19 protein-coding genes, 1 tRNA gene and 1 pseudogene are annotated in these 20412 nt (G+C 38.5%); 4 read left to right on the forward strand and 17 right to left on the reverse strand.

The features are described 5' to 3' along the window. Positions 1 to 87: 87 nt before the first annotated feature. Positions 88 to 639, reverse strand: a complete 552-nt coding sequence (locus IGL37_RS09995) for a helix-turn-helix domain-containing protein (protein ID WP_002356629.1) — start codon at positions 637 to 639, stop codon at positions 88 to 90. A gap of 213 nt (positions 640 to 852) precedes the next feature. On the opposite strand from IGL37_RS09995, the gene IGL37_RS10000 reads away from it, so the two are divergent. Both IGL37_RS10000 and IGL37_RS10005 read left to right on the forward strand, forming a co-directional pair. Beyond that, the gene (locus tag IGL37_RS10000; protein ID WP_002356628.1) at positions 853 to 1560 is read left to right on the forward strand and encodes an AzlC family ABC transporter permease; all 708 of its coding nucleotides are present in this window, start codon (positions 853 to 855) and stop codon (positions 1558 to 1560) included. Continuing rightward, positions 1547 to 1873 carry an AzlD domain-containing protein gene (locus IGL37_RS10005; protein WP_002380629.1) on the forward strand — a complete coding sequence of 109 codons (327 nt, stop codon included), beginning with the start codon at positions 1547 to 1549 and terminating at the stop codon, positions 1871 to 1873. Before IGL37_RS10000 ends, IGL37_RS10005 begins: the two co-directional genes overlap by 14 nt. A gap of 49 nt (positions 1874 to 1922) precedes the next feature. On the opposite strand, the gene IGL37_RS10010 is transcribed toward IGL37_RS10005, so the two are convergent. Beyond that, positions 1923 to 1995: transfer RNA gene (locus tag IGL37_RS10010), tRNA-Thr, on the reverse strand. 158 nt (positions 1996 to 2153) lie between these two features. On the opposite strand from IGL37_RS10010, the gene IGL37_RS10015 reads away from it, so the two are divergent. Next, the gene (locus IGL37_RS10015) at positions 2154 to 2390 is read left to right on the forward strand and encodes a hypothetical protein (protein WP_002381528.1); all 237 of its coding nucleotides are present in this window, start codon (positions 2154 to 2156) and stop codon (positions 2388 to 2390) included. Between the two features lie 73 nt (positions 2391 to 2463). Here IGL37_RS10015 and IGL37_RS10020 read toward each other — a convergent pair whose 3' ends face one another. The 8 genes from IGL37_RS10020 to IGL37_RS10055 all read right to left on the reverse strand — a co-directional run bounded on the left by IGL37_RS10020 (position 2464) and on the right by IGL37_RS10055 (position 10222). Further along, complete coding sequence (locus IGL37_RS10020) at positions 2464 to 2736, reverse strand: membrane protein (protein WP_002356625.1); 273 nt, start codon at positions 2734 to 2736, stop codon at positions 2464 to 2466. A 105-nt stretch (positions 2737 to 2841) separates the two neighbouring features. Continuing rightward, positions 2842 to 3471 (reverse strand): uracil phosphoribosyltransferase, encoded by a 630-nt coding sequence (gene upp / locus IGL37_RS10025; RefSeq protein ID WP_002356624.1) that lies wholly within the window; start codon positions 3469 to 3471, stop codon positions 2842 to 2844. A gap of 131 nt (positions 3472 to 3602) precedes the next feature. Then, a complete protein-coding gene (glyA, locus tag IGL37_RS10030) occupies positions 3603 to 4841 on the reverse strand; it encodes a serine hydroxymethyltransferase (protein WP_002356623.1) in 1239 nt (412 codons plus the stop codon). 75 nt (positions 4842 to 4916) lie between these two features. Next, positions 4917 to 5939: an L-threonylcarbamoyladenylate synthase gene (locus IGL37_RS10035; protein WP_002368930.1), complete on the reverse strand. Its 1023-nt coding sequence runs from the start codon at positions 5937 to 5939 to the stop codon at positions 4917 to 4919. 43 nt (positions 5940 to 5982) lie between these two features. After that, positions 5983 to 6816: a peptide chain release factor N(5)-glutamine methyltransferase gene (prmC, locus tag IGL37_RS10040; protein WP_002410252.1), complete on the reverse strand. Its 834-nt coding sequence runs from the start codon at positions 6814 to 6816 to the stop codon at positions 5983 to 5985. Continuing rightward, complete coding sequence (gene prfA / locus IGL37_RS10045; protein ID WP_002356619.1) at positions 6809 to 7882, reverse strand: peptide chain release factor 1; 1074 nt, start codon at positions 7880 to 7882, stop codon at positions 6809 to 6811. The genes prmC and prfA overlap by 8 nt, the downstream gene beginning before the upstream one ends. Positions 7883 to 7893: 11 nt before the next feature. Further along, positions 7894 to 8478, reverse strand: coding sequence for a thymidine kinase (locus tag IGL37_RS10050; protein WP_002356618.1), 585 nt, complete (start codon positions 8476 to 8478; stop codon positions 7894 to 7896). Between the two features lie 226 nt (positions 8479 to 8704). Beyond that, positions 8705 to 10222, reverse strand: a complete 1518-nt coding sequence (locus IGL37_RS10055) for a flavocytochrome c (RefSeq protein WP_033917852.1) — start codon at positions 10220 to 10222, stop codon at positions 8705 to 8707. 370 nt (positions 10223 to 10592) lie between these two features. On the opposite strand from IGL37_RS10055, the pseudogene IGL37_RS10060 reads away from it, so the two are divergent. Continuing rightward, positions 10593 to 12008: pseudogene (locus IGL37_RS10060) on the forward strand (TrkH family potassium uptake protein). Positions 12009 to 12044: 36 nt separating this feature from the next. On the opposite strand, the gene nifJ reads toward IGL37_RS10060, so the two are convergent. The 7 genes from nifJ to IGL37_RS10095 all read right to left on the reverse strand — a co-directional run bounded on the left by nifJ (position 12045) and on the right by IGL37_RS10095 (position 20399). Beyond that, positions 12045 to 15578: a pyruvate:ferredoxin (flavodoxin) oxidoreductase gene (gene nifJ / locus IGL37_RS10065; RefSeq protein WP_033917851.1), complete on the reverse strand. Its 3534-nt coding sequence runs from the start codon at positions 15576 to 15578 to the stop codon at positions 12045 to 12047. 20 nt (positions 15579 to 15598) lie between these two features. Next, a complete protein-coding gene (gene gltA, locus IGL37_RS10070; protein ID WP_033917850.1) occupies positions 15599 to 17017 on the reverse strand; it encodes an NADPH-dependent glutamate synthase in 1419 nt (472 codons plus the stop codon). Further along, a complete protein-coding gene (locus tag IGL37_RS10075; protein ID WP_025186357.1) occupies positions 17010 to 17867 on the reverse strand; it encodes a sulfide/dihydroorotate dehydrogenase-like FAD/NAD-binding protein in 858 nt (285 codons plus the stop codon). Before IGL37_RS10075 ends, gltA begins: the two co-directional genes overlap by 8 nt. A gap of 37 nt (positions 17868 to 17904) precedes the next feature. Then, complete coding sequence (locus IGL37_RS10080) at positions 17905 to 18369, reverse strand: flavodoxin (RefSeq protein WP_002382673.1); 465 nt, start codon at positions 18367 to 18369, stop codon at positions 17905 to 17907. Positions 18370 to 18604: 235 nt separating this feature from the next. Then, complete coding sequence (yqeB, locus tag IGL37_RS10085; RefSeq protein WP_002356611.1) at positions 18605 to 19435, reverse strand: selenium-dependent molybdenum cofactor biosynthesis protein YqeB; 831 nt, start codon at positions 19433 to 19435, stop codon at positions 18605 to 18607. After that, a complete protein-coding gene (yqeC, locus tag IGL37_RS10090) occupies positions 19399 to 20154 on the reverse strand; it encodes a selenium cofactor biosynthesis protein YqeC (protein ID WP_002359659.1) in 756 nt (251 codons plus the stop codon). Before yqeC ends, yqeB begins: the two co-directional genes overlap by 37 nt. Further along, positions 20142 to 20399, reverse strand: a complete 258-nt coding sequence (locus IGL37_RS10095) for a DUF3343 domain-containing protein (protein WP_002362598.1) — start codon at positions 20397 to 20399, stop codon at positions 20142 to 20144. The genes yqeC and IGL37_RS10095 overlap by 13 nt, the downstream gene beginning before the upstream one ends. Between the last annotated feature and the right edge of the window lie 13 nt (positions 20400 to 20412).

The following is a 20412-nucleotide window of genomic DNA, read 5'->3' on the forward strand; positions in this document are numbered from 1 at the left end:
TTTCTATTATTTTTAGGGTAGCATTGTTTACTTTTTTTGTCCATAAAATAACAGATGCAGCAATTTTCTAATGTTTATTTTCCACTGTTACGTATAATAGTTAATGACGACTGCTTGGACTTTCTCTGTTCCGTCATTTATATACGTGTGTACTTGATTAGCATCAAAATACATAGCAGCGTCTTTTGGAAGAAGATATCTCTGACCGCCCACTTCAAGAGCTAATGATCCTTGAATAACCATGACATATTCTGTCGAACGTTTTGAATGCCCAACAGCTTGATACTTTTTCCCTGGATCTAATTCAAACTGAAAGAGTTCAAAGTTTCTTTCCTGGTTGTCTGAGTAGTAATTAAAGACTCGATAGGAGTGATCTTCAGAATGTTGTGTTACCGTCTCAGTTTTTTTAACCACGGGATTTTCTTTAACATAGTCATCTTCTAATAAATACGTATATGGAACATTGAGTCCATTACTTATTTTCCAAATTGTATTTATGGTAGGATTGGTGGTTCCTTTTTCAATCTGCGAAAGCATCCCTTTACTCACTCCGGTTATCCCAGCTAGTTCATCTAACGTAAGTTTTTTTTCTTGTCTAATTTTTTTTAAATTATTGCCAATAATTGTATTAATCTCCAAAATAGTTGCTCCTTCTGTTTCTTTTTATCATCCAAAAGTTTAATATATTGAACAAAAGTATTCTTTATTGTATTATACAATATATATCTTAGTTGTTCAAAAGGAGTGGTTAATAATGAAAACGCTCATTCGCTCGTTGTGTCTCATTATCGAAGGTCTAGATTTTCATACACACGTGTTTAAATTTTATACAGAAAGAAGGAAAAAAAGAGAATGAACCACCAATTAGATGCACGCACTGGCATTCGTGAAGCCTTGCCAACGGTTTTTGGCTATATTGGTATTGGCATTGCTTTTGGTATCGTAGGACAAGCAGCAGGTTTTTCCCCTCTTATTGTTAGTGCGATGTCGTTTTTTATTTTTGCAGGATCTGCTCAGTTTGTAACAGTTAGTATGTTGACTGGCGGCAGCCCTATCTTATCTATTGTGTTAGCGACTTTCTTAGTAAATGCGCGTATGATTCTTATGGGAATGACCATTGCGCCTTACTTTAAAGCCGAATCTCTCGGTAAAAATCTCTGGTTGGGAACCTTACTGACGGATGAAAGTTTTGCACTAGGAATGAATAAATTAAACCACACCAAAGGACGTTTAAGTTTTGAGTGGTTTAATGCTGCCAATTTGATTTCCTATGCGACTTGGGTTTTTTCGACGATCATCGGTGCCTATCTAGGGCGCTTTATTGCAAACCCTCAAGCATTAGGTCTTGAGTTTGCGGTTGTGGCTATGTTCATTGGTTTACTCTATCTGCAGATAATTAGTGATCGTTCCATGAAAATCGCTTTACAACTCATCATGGTCCTGATTACTTTTGGGTTGATGTCTATTGGTCTAATTTTTATTCCCAGTAATTTAATTGTCTTAGTTGTCACGTTAATCGGTTGTGGAATAGGAGTGATGATAAAACATGCCTTCTTCTGAGTATCTCTTTTTAACAATTTTAGGCTGTACCGTTGCAACCTGGCTTTCAAGAATACTGCCATTTTTACTTTTAAAAAAAATCAGTCTGCCACAGAAATTATTAGAATATCTAAGTTTTGTTCCCATTGTGATTATGTCCGCCTTATGGTTTAGTAGCTTATTTGGACAAAGAATAGGACATTTACCAAGCCTCAATCTTCCTTATTTATTCGCTTCATTTCCTACCATTTTAGCCGCAATACTTACTAAAAACTTATTGCTTATTGTACTGGTAGGCATTGCTTCATTTGCACTAATCCAAAATTTTATCTAAAAAAACAGACAGGCACTACCAGATGGTAGTGCCTGTCTGTTTTTTTAGATGCCAGCTGCAGGGATCGAACCTGTGACCTACGCGTTACGAGTGCGTTGCTCTACCAACTGAGCTAAGCTGGCCTGAAACAAATCTATTATAGGACTTTCTACTTTATTTGTAAAGTCTGTTTGTTATTTATTTATGCAAAATCTCTTTAAAATAAGCCAAATAGCGACTTTACAAACTTTTTTCTGAAAATGTGGTATAATAGAGATATCAAGAAAGGATGGTTTTTTGTATGTCAAATTTTAATGGTATGGTTACTCCTGTTGTTCCATCGGATGCTGGTAAGGATTTCGCCGTTGACACCCATGTTACTTTTCTTGTTCACGGACAGCCACAAACAGGCGTTGTTACGAAACAATTAAAAAATGCCGCTGTCGTCGAAATTGACGAAACGCAAAAAAACAATCACTTAATGGTGCACAGCAATGGTGTGATTGTTATTAATTACAAACAATTGAAAAAGATTTAATTCTTCAAGCGTGGGAAATTTCCCCCGCTCTTTTTTATGTACAGAATTGGAATACTTTCCAATTCGTCGGAAACTATAATGCTGTAATAAACGCAAAAAAACCAAAAATAATTCCAGGAACATTAGCAAAAATAATGGACTTATCACGTGTTTCTCCATCGTCTCCATATAGCCCGTGAATCGTCCAAAAAATACAATTAATCATTGCCACTAATGGTTGCGTCGGATTGCCTTTTTCCCCATGTAAATTTCCATAAATTTGTGGAATATATGAAACATACATCAAAACTGACATCACACTAGCAATCACAGCGATAGCGTGTAAGACTTTTTTATTCTTTTTCATAGCTACTCCTTTGTTTTTTTATTTTTTATTATACACCTAGAAAAGTTCTTTAAGCAAAAGAAAACCGTTAGTAACCATAATCGGTTACCTAACGGTTTTTTGTTATTATTTTGTTCCGAATAAACGGTCACCAGCATCCCCTAAACCAGGAACGATATAGCCGTCTTCGTTTAAGCGCTCATCTAAAGCTGCTGTATAAATATCTACATCTGGGTGCGCTTCTTGTAAAGCTTTCACACCTTCTGGAACGGCCACTAGACATACAAATTTAATGTTGCTAGCACCACGTTCTTTTAAGGAATCGATGGCCATAATTGCGGAACCACCTGTTGCTAGCATTGGGTCAACAACAAATAATTGACGACTTGCAATGTCTTCAGGTAATTTCACGAAGTATTCATGTGGTTGCAATGTTTCTTCATCACGGTAAAGTCCAACGTGTCCGACTTTCGCTGCTGGAATTAATTCTAAAATCCCATCAACCATGCCAATACCGGCACGTAAAATAGGAATGATTGCTACTTTTTTCCCTGAAAGTGTTTTTTGTGTTGATTTACCCATCGGTGTTTCGATGACAACATCCTCTAAAGGCATATCCCGTGATACTTCATAAGCCATTAACATAGCAATTTCGTTGACAACTTCGCGGAAAACCTTTGTCCCACAGTTCTTTTCGCGAATCATTGTTAGTTTGTGTTGAATTAGCGGATGATCAATTACTTGAAATTTTCCCATATCTATTCTCCTTCATTATTTTATTCTTTCTTATTGTAAAACAAAAGAGCCTAGGACACAAGTTGAATTCCTTAAATCCTAAGCTCCGACTCTTATTTGTACAGAGAATCGCGCTTCAGCTATCCCTGATGTTAGTTATATAATGGATATTTTTTAGTTAGCGCTGCTACAGCTGCTTTGACTTCATCATGAACTGCTGTATTTTCTGGATCTTTTAAAACTTGGACGATTAATTTAGCAACTTCTACCGCATCTTCTTCTTTAAAACCACGTGAAGTAATCGCAGGCGTTCCAATACGGATACCACTTGTTTTAAATGGACTTAATTGTTCAAACGGAATTGAATTTTTATTGACAGTAATATTTACACTATCTAAAATAGCTTCTGCTTCTTTTCCATTTAAACCAAAACCTGTCACTTCAATCAGTAATAAGTGGTTGTCTGTTGCCCCACTAATTAAACGAGCTTCTGGCGCTTGATTGAAAACTTTCGTCATCGCTTGTGCATTTGCAATCACTTGCTGACTATATTCAGCAAAACTTGGATCCAAAGCTTCTTTAAAAGCTGCGGCTTTTCCAGCAATCACATGTTCCAATGGGCCACCTTGAATGCCTGGGAAAATACTACTATTTACTTTTTTCGCCAATTCTTCGCTATTTGTCAAAATTAAACCGCCACGAGGACCACGCAATGTTTTATGGGTCGTACTTGTTACGATATCAGCATACGGAACTGGATTTGGGTGCAACCCTGAAGCTACCAAGCCTGCAATATGCGCCATGTCAACCATTAACTTGGCATCTACTTCATCAGCGATTTCACGGAAACGTTTGAAATCAATCGTTCGTGAATACGCACTTGCGCCAGCAACAATTAATTTTGGACGATGTTCTCTTGCTAAAATTCGCACAACATCGTAATCGATTACTTCTGTTGAAGGATCCACTCCATAACTGACAAAATTATAGGTTTTGCCACTAAAGTTAACGGGCGAACCATGTGTTAAGTGACCACCAGCTGATAAATCCATCCCCAAAATGGTATCACCTGGTTCAACCAATGAAAGGTATGCCGCTGTATTGGCTTGAGAACCTGAATGGGCTTGTACATTCGCGAATTTTGCACCAAATAATTCTTTGGCACGATCGATAGCTAAATTTTCTACGATATCGATAAATTCACAACCACCATAGTACCGTTTACCAGGGTAACCTTCTGCGTATTTATTCGTTAAAATACTTCCTTGGGCAGCCATAACTGCTTTTGACACGACATTCTCAGATGCGATTAGTTCCAAGTTATTTTCTTGGCGCTCTTCTTCTCTTGCAATTGCATTCCATAAATCTGGGTCATACGTTTTGTAATCCATTCAAACAACACTCCATTTTGTTTTCTTTTGTCTGATTGTATCATACTTCTGTGTCAGCTTCGTTACAAATACCTCTTATTTTTCAAAAAATTTTTGATTAGCTGATTTTTTCAAGCGATTCATGTAAGCAGTGCCTAAACCAGTTTCTGCAAATCCTTGCGCAAAAATCGTGGTAGCTCCTTGCTCATCTAACGCTCTTAACCCTGCAAATAGTTCTTTTGTGGCATTTTCAACCGTTTCTGCACCATAAGAATAAACAAACGCATTTTCTGTATCTAGTTGTGCTGCCTGTTCATCACTTAAAAATAAGCCGATTTTTTCCTGTTGTTCTGTTGCTTGCTGAATCGCCGCTTGCCATTCTGCTGTTTGACCGCTTATAATCCAAACTTCCGCATCAGGAGAATAGTGTTTGTATTTCATCCCTGGCGCTTTGGGTGCTGCATTTTCGCTAATTAAATGTGTATCGATTTTCACTTGGGAAATAATGCTTTCCAACTGCTCTTTGGTAATTGCTCCTGGTCGTAAAATAACTGGCACACCATCTTCCGCCGTTAAATCTAAGACCGTTGACTCCACCCCAATCTGCGTTGGGCCATCATCTAATATGGCAGCAATTTTCCCCTGCAAATCATGATAAACATGCTCTGCAGATGTTGGACTAGGCTTGCCAGAAGTGTTCGCACTTGGTCCGACCAACGGAACATTGGCTTGTTCAATCAAAGCTAAGGTCGCTTGGTTATCTGGCATACGAAAAGCGACTGTCTCTAAACCACCTGTTACTGTTTTAGAAAATGTATCGCTAGGCACATTAAAAATTAAAGTTAATGGTCCCGGCCAAAAGGCAGACACCAATTTTGTAGCGACTTCTGGTAAGGTCGCCACGTATTTTTTGACCATTTCAACGTTGTTCACATGAACGATCAATGGATTATCACTGGGGCGGCCTTTTACTTGGTAAACTTTTTTTACTGCCGCTTCATTTAAGGCATCGGCACCTAAGCCATAAACAGTTTCTGTTGGAAAAGCCACTAGCTCACCTGCTTGAATGGCTGCTGCTGCTTGGGCTATTTCTTGTTTGGTTAATTTTTTTGTTTCCATTGCAAATCGCTCCTTCTAGAAAAGTGGCGACGAAGAACCTTAGTTACTCGGCTATCGCGAGGCGATCGTTGCCAGATAAATCTTTTTCAATTTTAATTGTTTTTTGTGGATAGGCGGCGCTCAATAATTCTTGGAGGGCCGCGCCTTGTTGAAACCCTATTTCAAAATAAATTTTACCGTCTGCTTTAAGCATCGTTTGACTTTCATGAATTAATTGTTGGTATAAAGCCAAACCGTTATTTTCAGCGAATAAAGCGGTTTTAGGTTCATACGTTCGGACACTTGCATCCATTAAATGCCATTCTTGTTCACTAATATAGGGCGGATTAGAAATAAGCAGATCAATTTTTTCAGAAGCAACTGGCTGTAACCCATTCCCATGATAAAATTCGATGCCAGCACCTAATGCTTGCGCGTTTTGTTTAGCGACAGTCAACGCTTCCTCTGAAAGATCAATGGCAATAACTCGCCAGTTGGGCCGTGCCAGTTTCAAGCTAATCGCAATGGCACCTGTCCCTGTTCCGACATCCACGACCGTCAAAGGAGTATCTGGATTGGCTTTTAAGCAACGCTCGACTAATTCTTCTGTTTCTGGTCTAGGAATCAAAGTATGTTCATTAACAATAAAGGAATGTCCATAAAATTCAGCTTGTCCTAGTAAATATTGTGCTGGGTAATCTGTCAATAATTGGGCTAAATCCGTTTTTAATTGTTCCTCTTCTTCTTGGGGCATTTCTTCTTGCATATGCAGGAGCCACTGCGTTTTATCCCAACCTTTACGTTCTAAAAAAACATAGTGAATAGCATAGCCTTCTTTGCCTTGCGTCTCTAAAAAAGAAGAAGCCCAGTTAAGGACTTCAAAGTAACGTTTAGCCATTTTGCATCTCTTCTAATTTCGATGTTTGATCATATAAGACTAATGCATCAATGATTTCGTCTAATTTACCAGCAAGAATCTGGTCTAGTTTTTGGATGGTTAAACCAATACGATGATCCGTTACTCGATTTTGTGGGAAGTTATACGTTCTGATTCGTTCTGAACGATCTCCGGTCCCCACCGCCGATTTACGGTTAGCATCATATTCACTTTGTGCTTCTTGTTGAATTTGGTCATACACACGAGCACGCAAAACTTTCATTGCTTTTTCACGGTTTTTTAGCTGTGAACGTTCATCTTGCATTGCGACCACGATTCCTGTTGGTAAATGGGTTAAACGAACAGCCGAAGCGGTTTTATTGACGTGCTGTCCACCAGCGCCACTTGCATGATAAATATCGACACGGATATCTTTATCAGCTAATTCGATTTCGACTTCTTCGGCTTCTGGCATAACTACAACGGTTGCTGTCGATGTATGAATCCGTCCTTGTGATTCTGTTGAAGGAACTCGTTGCACGCGGTGAGCGCCACTTTCATATTTTAATTTTGAAAAGACGTTATCTCCTGAAATCATCATAATTACTTCTTTATATCCACCGATTCCAGTGACGTTCGCTTCTAAAACTTCCGCTTTCCACCCTTGTGCTTCTGCATATTTTTGGTACATATTAAATAAGTCGCCAGCAAAAAGTGCGGCTTCATCGCCACCGGCTGCACCACGGATTTCCATGATGATATTTTTATCATCATTTGGGTCTTTTGGTAATAATAAAATTTTAATGCGGTCTTCTAACACTTCTTTTTCTTTTTTCAAATCAGAAAGTTCTTCTTTCGCCATTTCGGCCATTTCCGCATCTAAGTTTTCACTTAAAAGTTCTTCGGCATCGCTAATCCCTTCAACAACTTGTTTATATCGGCGATAAACCTCAACCGTCTCACGTGTATTAGCTTCTTCCTTCGATAATTCCATGAAACGTTTTGTATCGCTAATGACTGCTGGGTCACTTAATAATTCGCCCAATTCCTCATAGCGATCTTCAATAGATTGTAATTGATCGTACATAGTGTCTCTCCTTACTGTTCTTCATTCACTGTTTTTGGATGAAAATAATGTTTGCGACAAACAGGATAGTAGGCTTCATTCCCACCAATTTGGACTTGATCCCCTTCATAAACGGGTTTGCCATCAATATAGTGCAAGTTCATAGTTGCTTTTTTATGACAGAACCAGCAAATCGTTTTTAATTCTTCTAATTTGTCTGCATATAAAAGTAAATACTTTGAGCCTTCAAATAATTCATTTCTAAAATCATTCTTTAGCCCAAATGCCATTACTGGAATATCTAATTCGTCAACAATTCGTGCAAATTCAATGACATGATGCTTGTTTAAAAATTGACATTCATCGACTAATACGCAAAAAGGTTTGTAAGACAAATCATTAATCAAGTCAAAGACATTGGTTTCTTCAAAAATTGGAATAGCATCTCTGCGTAATCCGATGCGACTGGATACTTTCCCAACACCATCACGTGTATCTAGTCCACTGGTCATCAAAACAACTGGTTTGTCTTGTTCTTCGTAATTGTGTGCTACTTTTAAGATTTCAATGGTTTTACCACTGTTCATTGCGCCATACTTGAAAAATAATTGAGCCATGTTCACTACACCTTTCCGTTAGTTCCTTACGTATTTTACTATATTTTCAGCAAAAAAGCAGTATTTTTAGCTAAAATGGTCGTGCATTTTTCTGAAAAAAACAGAATCTACGCCAAAGTCATTTTAGCAGGGCTGTTTATACTCCAACTAATGATCCTGCTAGTATGCAATAAAAAAGCCCGAAATTGTAGTTATTTGACTACAATTTCAGACTTTTTAATGCTAGTTATTTTTGAGCAGAGGCAAATTCTGCTGATTGCGTACCTGCTTGACGACCATAAATGATAATATCGGCGATGGCATTGCCTCCGATACGGTTTTGGCCATGTAAGCCGCCCGTTAATTCACCAGCAGCATATAGACCTTTAATTGGTGTGCCATCTTCACGTAAAACTTCTGTTTTCGTATTGATTTTCACGCCACCCATTGTGTGGTGAATCCCTGGTGCAATTTTAATTGCGTAGTAAGGCGCTGTGCTTAGGTCAGCTTCCATTCCAGTTGTCCGGCCAAATTGTTTGTCATCTTTGGCATTAACATCTTGGTTCCAAGTATCAATCGTTGCTTTCAATGTATCAGCAGGCATGTCAATTTTTTCAGCTAATTCTTCAATCGTTTCACCTTTTTCCACGAAACCTTTTTGATCATAGAAATCAATGGCTTTCGCACGGTCACGTACGCCTTGGTCAAAGACTAAATAAGCTGATTTTTCTGGTAAGGCATTGATTGCTGCGGAAACTTTGTCGCGTGTATCTAACTCATTAACAAAACGTTCTCCTTTTTGAGAAGCCAAGATTGCGCCTTCTCCACGAACTGCTTCACCAATTAAGAAAGCATCGCTTTGTTGAACAGTTGGGTGAATTTGAATTTCTTTCATATCCACTAACGCACCGCCAACTTTTTGAATCATTTGGATACCGTCACCTGTTGTTCCTTCTTGGTTCGTTGTAACATAGTTTTTCAATTCTGGTTTGTATTGAGTAATTAATTTTTCGTTGGCACCGAAACCACCTGTTGTGACAACGACTGCTTTTGCTTTAACTGTTTTTTCTTTATCATCTTTCATTTTCACTTTTACGCCATCGATTTGACCGTTTTCTTCAACTAAGTCTGTGACGTCAGCATCAACAAACAATGGAATTTTTTCTTCGCGAACGTTACGTACTAAACCGTCAACTAGATAGCCCCCAATTGCTGATCCGTCAGCAGGACGGTGTGTGCGTTTTTCGCTCATTCCACCTGTAATCGTTAAATTGCTCAATGTAATTCCTTTTGTATCTAACCAATCAATTGCTTCAGCTGAATGATCAACAAAATAACGTAGTAATTCTTGATCGTTGGTTCCTTTACCGCCTTTTAGTGTTTCTTCAAAGAATTTATCGTTGCTATCTTTAATGCCTTCTTTTTCTTGGAATTTTGTTTGTGAAGCATTCATTCCTGAAGACGATTTAATTGTATTCCCACCTGCAACAGGCATTTTTTCTAAAATAACTGGATTCATGCCAGCTTCTTTGGCTTGTAATGCAGCGGTCATCCCCGCACCACCTGAACCAACAATAACAACATCATAACTGTCTTTTAATTCACTTGGATCTGTATAACCATTAGCAGAGGCACCAGATGTTGCTTCTGTTTTTTCAGAAGACGCTTTTGTTTTACCAGCGGCTTTTTCTTGATCGCTTGTACAACCTGTTGCTGCACCTAATAATAACCCTAGGGAAAGAACTCCCATTAACACTTTTTTCATTGTTTTCCCACCTTATAAACTATTGATTTCTACCAACACAATTTCTTATTTTTCATTTGAATAAAAATAACAGTTTGTTACATAAAGTGAACACATTCACATATCAACCGAAATAAAAAAGCTACCACTACTTTTTAAAGTTGTATCGTTAGACAAACTGACCAATTAGCAATAAGTTGTTTGGGGAACAACCTATTTTTTCTATTCTTTCATAAAATATCATGTTCTCGCTTGTTTGTGGATGTTTTCCAATTATTTCTAACGAATTTCTTATTTTTATTTGTCATTTCAAGGATTTTCTGGCAGAATTATTCGTTTGAGGCGAAAAGTTTTGGTATACTTAGTTTAATTAGAATTGGGAGGTTATCTAGTGAACCATACACGTTTGCTGTGGCTGGCACAGCGAAAAAGCGATCGATTTATTCGCAAAAATTTTTCATCTATTCAAATCATCGTCGCTTATTACATATTAATGACGGTTATTTCTTATTTATTGTTTTGCCTCCCTATTTTCAGAGAACCTGACTCGCATGTTCCTTTTATTGATTTATTTTTCTTAGCAATCAGTACAGTCAGTGTTACTGGACTCACCACAGTCGATATTAATTCGGTTTTTAATGATCGTGGGATCGTCTTATTGGAGGTTCTTTTCCAAGTTGGTGGCTTAGGGATTATGATGATTTCAACGGTCTTTTTTATTTTATCAAAACGGCGAATCACATTAAAGCAACGTCAGTTAATTATGACTGACATGAATCAGCCGCGACTGAGCGGAATTGTTCGACTGATCCGCACCACTTTTTTGATTTTAATTTGGTTCCAAGTAATCTTCGGCTCGCTCTTTTCGCTTTATTTTTATATAAGTGGTTATTATACGAACTGGCGAGATGCGATATTTTATGGATTTTATCAAGCTATTTCTGCAGTGACTAATTCAGGCTTTGATATTTCAGGTGATTCAATTATCCCTTTTGCTCATGATTATCTCTTTTTACTGGCAATTATGTTCTTAATTTTTATCGGCGGAATTGGATTTCCCGTTTTACTGGAAATTCATGAGTAGTTACATTTTAAGAAAAAGAACTTTCGCAAGAAGAAACGAGGCTTGCCTTTCCGCTTCTCATTGTTTAGTAAAATTGCTTTGCTAGCGTTTATTGTTCTATTTATTGGTGGGACTATTTTGATTTACTTATTAGAAAAAGATCACCTATTTTTGACAATGAATGAAAGTGGCCGTTGGGTAAGTTCGATGTTTTATTCGATGACTACACGAAACGCTGGCCTCCAAATTAATGATTTAGGGGACTTCCAAATTACAACGTTGATTATTTTTTCTGTGTTAATGTTTATTGGTTGTAGTCCTAGCTCTGTTGGTGGTGGTGTTCGAACAACGACTGTTGCGATTATTGGCTTGTATTTGTTAGCCTTTTTAAAAAGTGAAGATGATATTAGCGTCTTTAGCCGTAAAATAGATGACGATGATGTCAAAAAATCGATTGTCGTCTTCATGTTATCTTTGATTATGTGCTTTTTCGCTGTCGTCTTTTTGTCAGCGACTGAAAATCTTCCCTTGATTTCAATCATTGTGGAAGTCGCTTCTGCCTTTGGAACAACCGGTCTTTCTTTAGGCATTACAGACGATTTAACAACAGTAGGTAAATTAATGATTGCCTTATTAATGTTTATTGGACGTATTGGTATGCTTTATACCTTAATGATTTTTGTACCAAAAGAAACACGTGACTTAGGCTACGAATACCCTTCAGAAAAAATTATTATTGGATAAAAAAACAAAGCCTCTCAAGTAAGAGGCTTTGTTTTTTTATTTTTTCATGTGTGTGACTAGTTTGTTATAACTTTCAGAGCGTTCAATTGCATCTTCTTTAGTTTTATCAAGTAAATGTTCGACTACTTCTTGATTCTGTTTAATTGTATGCAACGCAGAGTAACGTGTTTGTTTTTCAAGGAAATCACGCATTTTGTCAAAATCTGTTTTCTTGTAGTCAATGACCATCGGATCTTTGCCTTTCTTAACTAACTCTGGATTATAGCGATAAAGTGGCCAATAGCCAGATTCAACGGCTTCTTTGGCTTGATCTAACGTCCGAACCATTCCACCTTTGACCCCGTGATTAATACATGGGGTATAACCAATGATAATTGATGGGCCTGGGTACCGCTCCGCTTCGTCAATTGCTTTAATCGTTTGCATTGAGTTTGCGCCTAAAGCCACTTGTGCAACATAGACATTCCCATAAGTGATTGCCATCATCCCTAAATCTTTTTTAGAGGTATGTTTCCCACCCGCTGAGAATTTGGCAATGGCTGAAGCTGGTGTAGCTTTAGATGTTTGTCCGCCTGTATTGGCATATACTTCGTTATCCATAACAAAAATATTAACATCTTCCCCACTAGCAAGAACATGATCAATGCCGCTAAACCCGATATCATAGGCCCAACCATCGCCGCCGACAATCCATTGACTCGTTTTCACTAATAAATCTTTTTGTTCGTAAATTTTTGTTAAAAGTGGATCTTCATCGGCTTCTTCACTTAATGCTGCCGCTAGTTTGGTTGCTCGCTGTTGTGTTCCTTCCCCTTCAGCCATGTGTTCCAACCAATCATTTAACAAGGCTTGAAGTGAATCTGATCCGACGTTTTTAGCAATACTTTCTTCAACCAGACTAGCTAAATGTTGACGTTTCGTTCGATTGGCAATATACATACCATAACCATATTCCGCATTATCTTCAAACAGCGAATTACTCCAAGCTGGTCCTTGGCCACATTCGTTCGTTGTATAAGGCGTCACCGGTGACGAACCACCCCAAATTGATGAACAGCCTGTTGCGTTAGCAATCATCATTCGATCACCAAATAATTGCGTCAACAACTTAATATAAGGTGTTTCGCCACAGCCTTCACAAGCACCTGAAAATTCCATCAATGGCTGGTTAAATTGGGAACCTTTAACAGAAAGTTTTTTGACTGGGTTGGCTTTTTGTTTAAGAGTCATCGCAAAGGCCCAATTCATCGCTTGCTCTTTCTGAGTTTCATAAGGTTTCATTAAAATCGCCTTGTCTTTCACGGGACATGCCTGAACACAAAGACCACAACCTGTACAGTCTTCTAAAGAAACTTGGATACGATACATCAACCCATCTGTGCCACGCATTTCGCGCATGGCAAAACCTGCAGGTGCTTCTTTCAGTTCTTCTTCATCCGCTAAAAACGGTCGAATAGCCGCATGTGGACAAACAAAGGCACATTCATTACACATCGTACACTTATCCATTTGCCACTCAGGCACTTCTAACGCAATGCCACGTTTTTCATAAGCCGCAGTGCCCATAGGAATGGCACCGCCCTTCATTCCGTTTTCAATCAAATCTGAAACGGTCAGCTGATCCCCTTCTTGACGATTGATTGGTTCTAAAATATTTGTCACAAAAGCTGGAGCTTCCGACTCTTGATTTTCTGGCTCTAAAACAATGGTTGCCCAATCTTCTGGAACTACAATTTCTTGCAGCGATTCAAAGGTAGCATCAATCGCTTGGTAATTTTTTTCAACAATTTCCATTGATTTTTTTCCATAAGTCTTTTTCACTTCTTCTTTAAGTAACGGTAAATATTGCTCTTTCGTTAAAATATCTGTTACTTCAAAAAAGGCAGTAGACATCACTGTATTGATCCGACGGCCTAAGCCTACTTTGCGAGCTAACTCAACCGCATTGATAATATAAAATTTGATTTGGTGCTCCCCAATATATTTTTTTAACTTAGCCGGTAATAAACGATGAACCTTTTCTTGATCCCAAATAGTATTCAGTAAAAACGTTCCGCCATCTTTTAAACCTTTTAACAGGTCGTATTTATGCAAATAGGAAGCATTATGACAAGCGATGAAATCTGCTTGTTCAATTAAATACGTGGAAGTAATTGGCTCTTTACCAAAACGCAGATGCGAAACGGTTAAACCGCCTGATTTTTTAGAATCATAACTAAAGTAAGCTTGTGCATAAAGGTCGGTATGATCTCCGATAATTTTAATCGCTTGCTTGTTTGCTCCCACAGTTCCGTCAGAACCAAAGCCCCAAAATTTTGCTTGGAAGGTAGTATCTGGCGTTAAATCTAAAGTAGGTTCTTCTGGCAATGATTGATAGGTTACATCATCAACGATCCCTACCGTAAAGCGTTGTTTTAATTCTTTAAATGGCAATAACAAATGGTCATAGATCGCTTTAATTTGATTAGGCGCTACGTCTTTAGAACCTAACCCATAACGTCCACCAATCACAATTGGACGATTTTCATGTTGATAGAGAGCGCTTTGAACATCTAGCAATAACGGTTCCCCTTCGGCTCCTGATTCTTTTGTTCGATCTAAAACCGCAACCTTTTCTACTGTAGCTGGTAATTTTTCAAGAAGGTTTTCGGTAGGAAATGGACGATATAAATGAATATTGATAAAACCAACTTTGCGTCCTTGTTGATTGAGATAGTCGACTGTTTGTTTGATTACTGGCGAAGCCGACCCCATTGAAATAATGACTTCTGTTGCATCTTCTACCCCGTAATAATCGGTTAAATCATACGTTGTTCCACGAAGATTGTTAATTTTTTTCATGTATTTTTGAACAATTTTTGGCATTTCTTCGTAATTTTTATTGACTGTTTCTCTTTGTTGAAAATGAATGTCAGGATTTTGAGCGGTCCCTGAAACAGTGGGATGATTAGGATTCATGCCTCCCATTCTAAAACGAGTTACAGCTTCCTGATTCACCATTTCTTTCAGGTCATCATAATCAATCACTTCGATTTTTTGTAGTTCATGGCTCGTTCTAAAACCATCAAAAAAGTTTACAAAAGGTAAACTACCTTCTAAGCTAGCTAAATGAGCAACTGCCGACAAATCCATCACTTCTTGAACACTTGATTCTGCTAACATACAAAAACCTGTTTGGCGGGTAGCCATCACATCGCCATGATCACCAAAAATACTCAACGCACTTGTCGTTACTGCCCGAGCCGCCACGTGGAACACAGAAGGCAGCAATTCTCCTGCGATTTTATACATATTGGGAATCATCAACAGTAAACCTTGTGAAGCAGTATAAGTAGTGGTTAACGCACCTGTTTTTAACGAACCATGAACTACTCCCGCTGCCCCAGCTTCTGATTGCATTTCAATAACTTGAACTTTTTGACCATAAATATTTTTTAAACCACTTTCCGCCCATTCATCTACCAACTCAGCCATTGTTGAACTTGGTGTGATAGGATAAATAGCGGCAACTTCTGTAAACGCATATGAAATATAAGCCGCTGCGGTGTTTCCATCCATTGTTTTTTTCATTTTTTCACCTTTTATCTTTCCTAAACATTGCTTGTGACTGTTGTTTTTTGTGTTTTGACATACTGATCAATTGCATTAGCTGCGATTTTCCCAGCGCCCATCGCTAAAATAACGGTGGCAGCACCTGTGACTATATCGCCCCCAGCAAAAACGCCAGGTATTGAGGTTGCTCCTGTTTTAGGATTGGCCTGAATGTACCCCCATTGGTTTAGTTCTATTTCTGGATATGTTGATAACAAGACTCGATTTGCCCCTTGGCCAATTGCCTCGATTACTGCATCAGCAGGAATGGTAAACGTGCTGTTTGGAATTGGTTCTGGCCGTCGTCTTCCAGACGCATCTGGTTCACCTAAAACCATTTTGACACATTCAACACCGGCTAGATTTCCTTGTTGGTCATCTAAATAAGCAATTGGATTCGTTAACCAATAATAGTTAATTCCTTCTTCAAGGGAATGGTGATATTCTTCAATTCTTGCTGGCAATTCTTCTAACGAACGACGATACACAATGTTCACATTTTCAGCGCCTAATCGTTTGGCTGAACGAGCGGCATCCATTGCAACATTCCCGCCGCCAATCACAACAACATTTTTAGCACGTTTAATCGGTGTATCATATTCTGGAAACTCATAGCTATGCATTAAATTGATTCGTGTTAAAAATTCACTAGAAGAATAAACCCCATTTAAACTAGTTCCTGGGATTCCCATAAAGTTTGGTGCCCCTGCACCAACCGATAGATAACAGGCATCAAACTCTGACATTATTTCTTCCATCGTAATCGTTTTACCTACTACCACATTGGTTTCTATTGTTACACCTAAGGCTTCAATACTCGCAATTTCCTGTTTAACAATTTTTTTCGGTAAGCGAAATTCAGGTATGCCATAGGTTAATACACCGCCAGCTTCGTGAAGCGCTTCAAAAATAATTACTTCGTAGCCGAGCTTTGCCAAATCCCCCGCAACTGTTAACCCAGAAGGACCAGAACCGACCACTGCGACTTTCCCTTTTGTTGGTTCCGCTGTTTTCTTAGGAAACATGTGATTTTCTAATGCCCAATCGGCAACTAAACGTTCTAATTTGCCAATTGCCACTGGTTCAAAGTTTTTGGCTTTCCCTAATTTACAAACTTGTTCACATTGTTTCTCTTGCGGACAAACGCGTCCACAAATAGCAGGTAAATTCGTATATTTACTTAAAATATCGGCTGCTTGTTCCATGTTTCCTTCACGAATAGCTAAAATAAATCCAGGAATATCAATCATCACGGGGCATTTAGCAATACAAGGTGCATTTTTACATTGTAAACAACGAACCGCTTCTTCTTGCCCTTCTGCTAATGTATAGCCTAAGCAAACCTCTTCAAAATTACTCTTTCTGATAGTAGGTGCTTGTTCCGCAATCGGTGTTTTTATACGACTTTTTCTAGCCATTTTTCTCCACCTGCTCTTTCAAACGATCTGTAAAGCAAACTGCTTCTTCTTCCTGATATTGCTTCATTCGATTAATGAATTCATCCCAATTTACTTCATTGCCTTTAAACTCAGGTCCATCAACACAGGCAAATTTCATGGTACCATCAACAGTGACCCGACAACCGCCACACATGCCTGTTCCGTCAATCATAATAGGATTCAAGGAAACATAAATTGGTAATTGATGTTTTTCAGCTGTCAAGGTACAAAATTTCATCATGATGCTGGGCCCAATCGCCCAACTGCACGCTACAGATTCACGTGCAATAACTTCTTCCATCGCTTCTGTTACTAAGCCCTTTTTACCTAATGAACCATCATCCGTTGTAATGATTAGATTATCTGAATAACGACGGCATTCTTCTTGTAACAGAACTAACTCAGCTGTTCGTGCTCCCAAAATCGTAATCACTCGGTTGCCTGCTTCTTTTAAAGCCTTGATAATTGGATAAATAGCCGCGATACCAACCCCGCCACCGACAACCATCACCGTTCCATATTGCTTCACTTCTGTGGGCATACCTAAAGGTCCAGTGATATCCAACAAAGAGTCTGAAGTTTTAAGTTGGGAAAGTGCAGCTGTTGTCTTACCGATTACTTGGAAAATAATTCGAATACCGCCTGCTTGTGGATTTGTCTCCGCAATCGTTAAGGGGATCCGTTCTCCTTTTTCGTCAATTCTTAAAATAACAAACTGTCCAGCCTGAGCATGTGTCGCTATTCTTGGCGCTTCCAGCCAAAAATCAAATGTATTACTAGATAATTGAGTCGATTGAAGAATATTAAACATTGAAATACCTACCTTCATCGTTCCTTTTCATTCTGACTCCTACTTTCTTAAACCCTTAGGCAACGCTATCAGATAAAGTTGTGGCGACACTTTTAACAAATGTTTTTAGCATTTCGATGTCTTCTTCTTCTGCATTGTTTTCAATTTCAACTGTTTCAGCTACTTTTTTAGCACCAGCTTTTTCAAAAGCTCCTACAAAATCATGCGCTGATTTACAGAAAAATTCACCATATTCACGATCACCGGAGCCAACAACACCAAATGGCTTACCTGCTAAATCCTTCTCAGTTAATTCATCAAAGAAATCTTCAAATTCAAAAGGTAGTTCCCCATCACCATAAGTATACGTTGCGATAATACAAGCATCTGCATCATCAAAGAAGTCTACATCAACTTCTGAACATTCTTCACGTTCTACTTCAACTCCAGCTTCTTGAAACTGTTCTTCCAAAATCTCGGAAATTTCTTCTGTGTTTCCAGTCATACTTGCATAAACAATTTTTACTAGTGCCATCTTCATTCATATCCTTTCTTTTTCCTAAATATTTCAATGCATTCAAATGCAATTGTAACCCCTTACATTAATTCCTAAAAAAATAACTTTTACAAATGATTTTATTCACAAACTAATCTAACTAAGTATGTACTCTTCCCCTTTCGAGATAGAGTATTTTTTACTACGTCTTTACTATACCACATTCCAAACCTTTTTAACAATATTTTTAAGGTAAAAAAAATATTATTTAGGTTCTTTTTTATAAAACGTTTTTCCTTCTTCCAATCATAAAAATTGCTTCTAAAACCGCTCCCCCTAATGCACGAGCTTTGTCGGAGATCGTCAAGCAATCGACTTTCTCAACTGGTCGAGGATCTACATCTGCACACTTCAACCCTTGATAACATGTTACCTTTTCTGAAATCAATCCTCTCAAAGTCCCTGTCAGAGGCGAATAAACTGGAACCTGATCGATTAAAAATAATGCTTCCCCTTTCAACACGAGATCCCCTATGTTTTTAAGGTGGGTAACTTGTCCTGAAGCAGGGGCATGGACAACTCGTTCCGCACTTTTTCCGCCAATTTCACCTGGAATACCTGTATTAGGTAAAGCTGTTCCTTCAAAGTATAAACGTCCCAACCTATGGCCACGCATTGTCTCAATCACAACATCGACATCTTGCGGTGCTGAAAAGCCTGGTCCTAAAGCAATCGTAATCGGTGCCATTCCTCGATGCGTACCTAAATTTTTCTTAGCCAAAATCGCATCGATAACAATCAGTGGTTTCAATTGTTGAATAGCACTTGCTGTTTGATCGACAAAAACAGGCAGCTTATTTTGCTGCCAACATTTCGCGCAATCCTTTAATGAAGTAATTCGAACAGCAACCAAATCTTCCACTCTTTGTTCTTTCTGAAAAATAGCATCACAAACTGAAACAGTCCGCCGAATGGCCAGAGGACATTCTGTTTCTAATACTAGTATTTTAAAGCCAACGTGCCATAATTTTTGGATAACACCTGTCGCTAGATCGCCCCCTCCGCGAACAATCACTAATTTTTCTTGGATGTTTTGACTGATTTCTCCCATAAAATAAGTCCTTTCTCTAATTCCATATTGCAAGCAATAATCTTGTCTAATTTTTCAAAACAGCTTTTGGGTAATTGAAGACAGACATTCATCGCTTGAACGAACTCTCTTCGCGTATGGGTTTGATTTAAACATAAAATTCGTTGGCCTTGGCTCTCTTTAAACAATCCTTTTGGATGATCAATCAGTTGAGCTAACAATGTTTCTGTGATTGGTTCTTGTAGTTGCGCATCGGTTAATTCCAAAAAAAGCGGCAACCGATGAATGGTCGTTTCATCTATCTTTTGACCAATCACAGAAATCGGAAGCACACCAATTGTGGTGGTTGTTTCTTTTAATATCACGGGTTCATAAGAGGACCAGCCTTTCAAAGGTCGTTGTTTGGACCCATCCGCTTCTAAAAAAACTTTCGTGAAGTGCTGAAACAATGTTTGAAACGAGGTCATTGCAGGCATCGTTAGTTTTGTTTGGTTGTTGATAGCTGTTCCTGCTAAAGTGATTCCGCAGATATTCGGCGTTATTTTTTCAAAATGGTTTGTATAAAAATAATCATACAATTGACGTTGGGGAAACCCAATTTTTGTGGTTGTACTAACCAGAACAGCTTCCTTTCGATATGTTTTTGCTAGCGCCCACATTAAGCTTGTTTTCCCACCACTACCAACAATCGACACAATTTCCTTCCCTTGTAAATCAAAACACTTTTTTAAGGACTCCACAGTTGGTACCTCCTTTCCCCAAGGTCATTTTTCACAGAAAAAATAGAGGCTACGCGTACTTTTGCTTCTTCTAAAAAACATACACTGCGAGTTATTTCCGCTTCATTAATGAGTAAACCGATCCCACAGCCATCCGTCAATGATGGTGGCAAAGTAAAGACGCGAACAGCCACCTTTCTTGTCAACAGTACTTGTTCTGCCTGAACAGCATAATGTGTATTCGGAAAGGTTAGCAAATACTCCATCTTTTCACCTTCT

This window comes from Enterococcus sp. AZ119 (assembly GCF_050546175.1).
GTDB lineage: Bacteria > Bacillota > Bacilli > Lactobacillales > Enterococcaceae > Enterococcus > Enterococcus faecalis.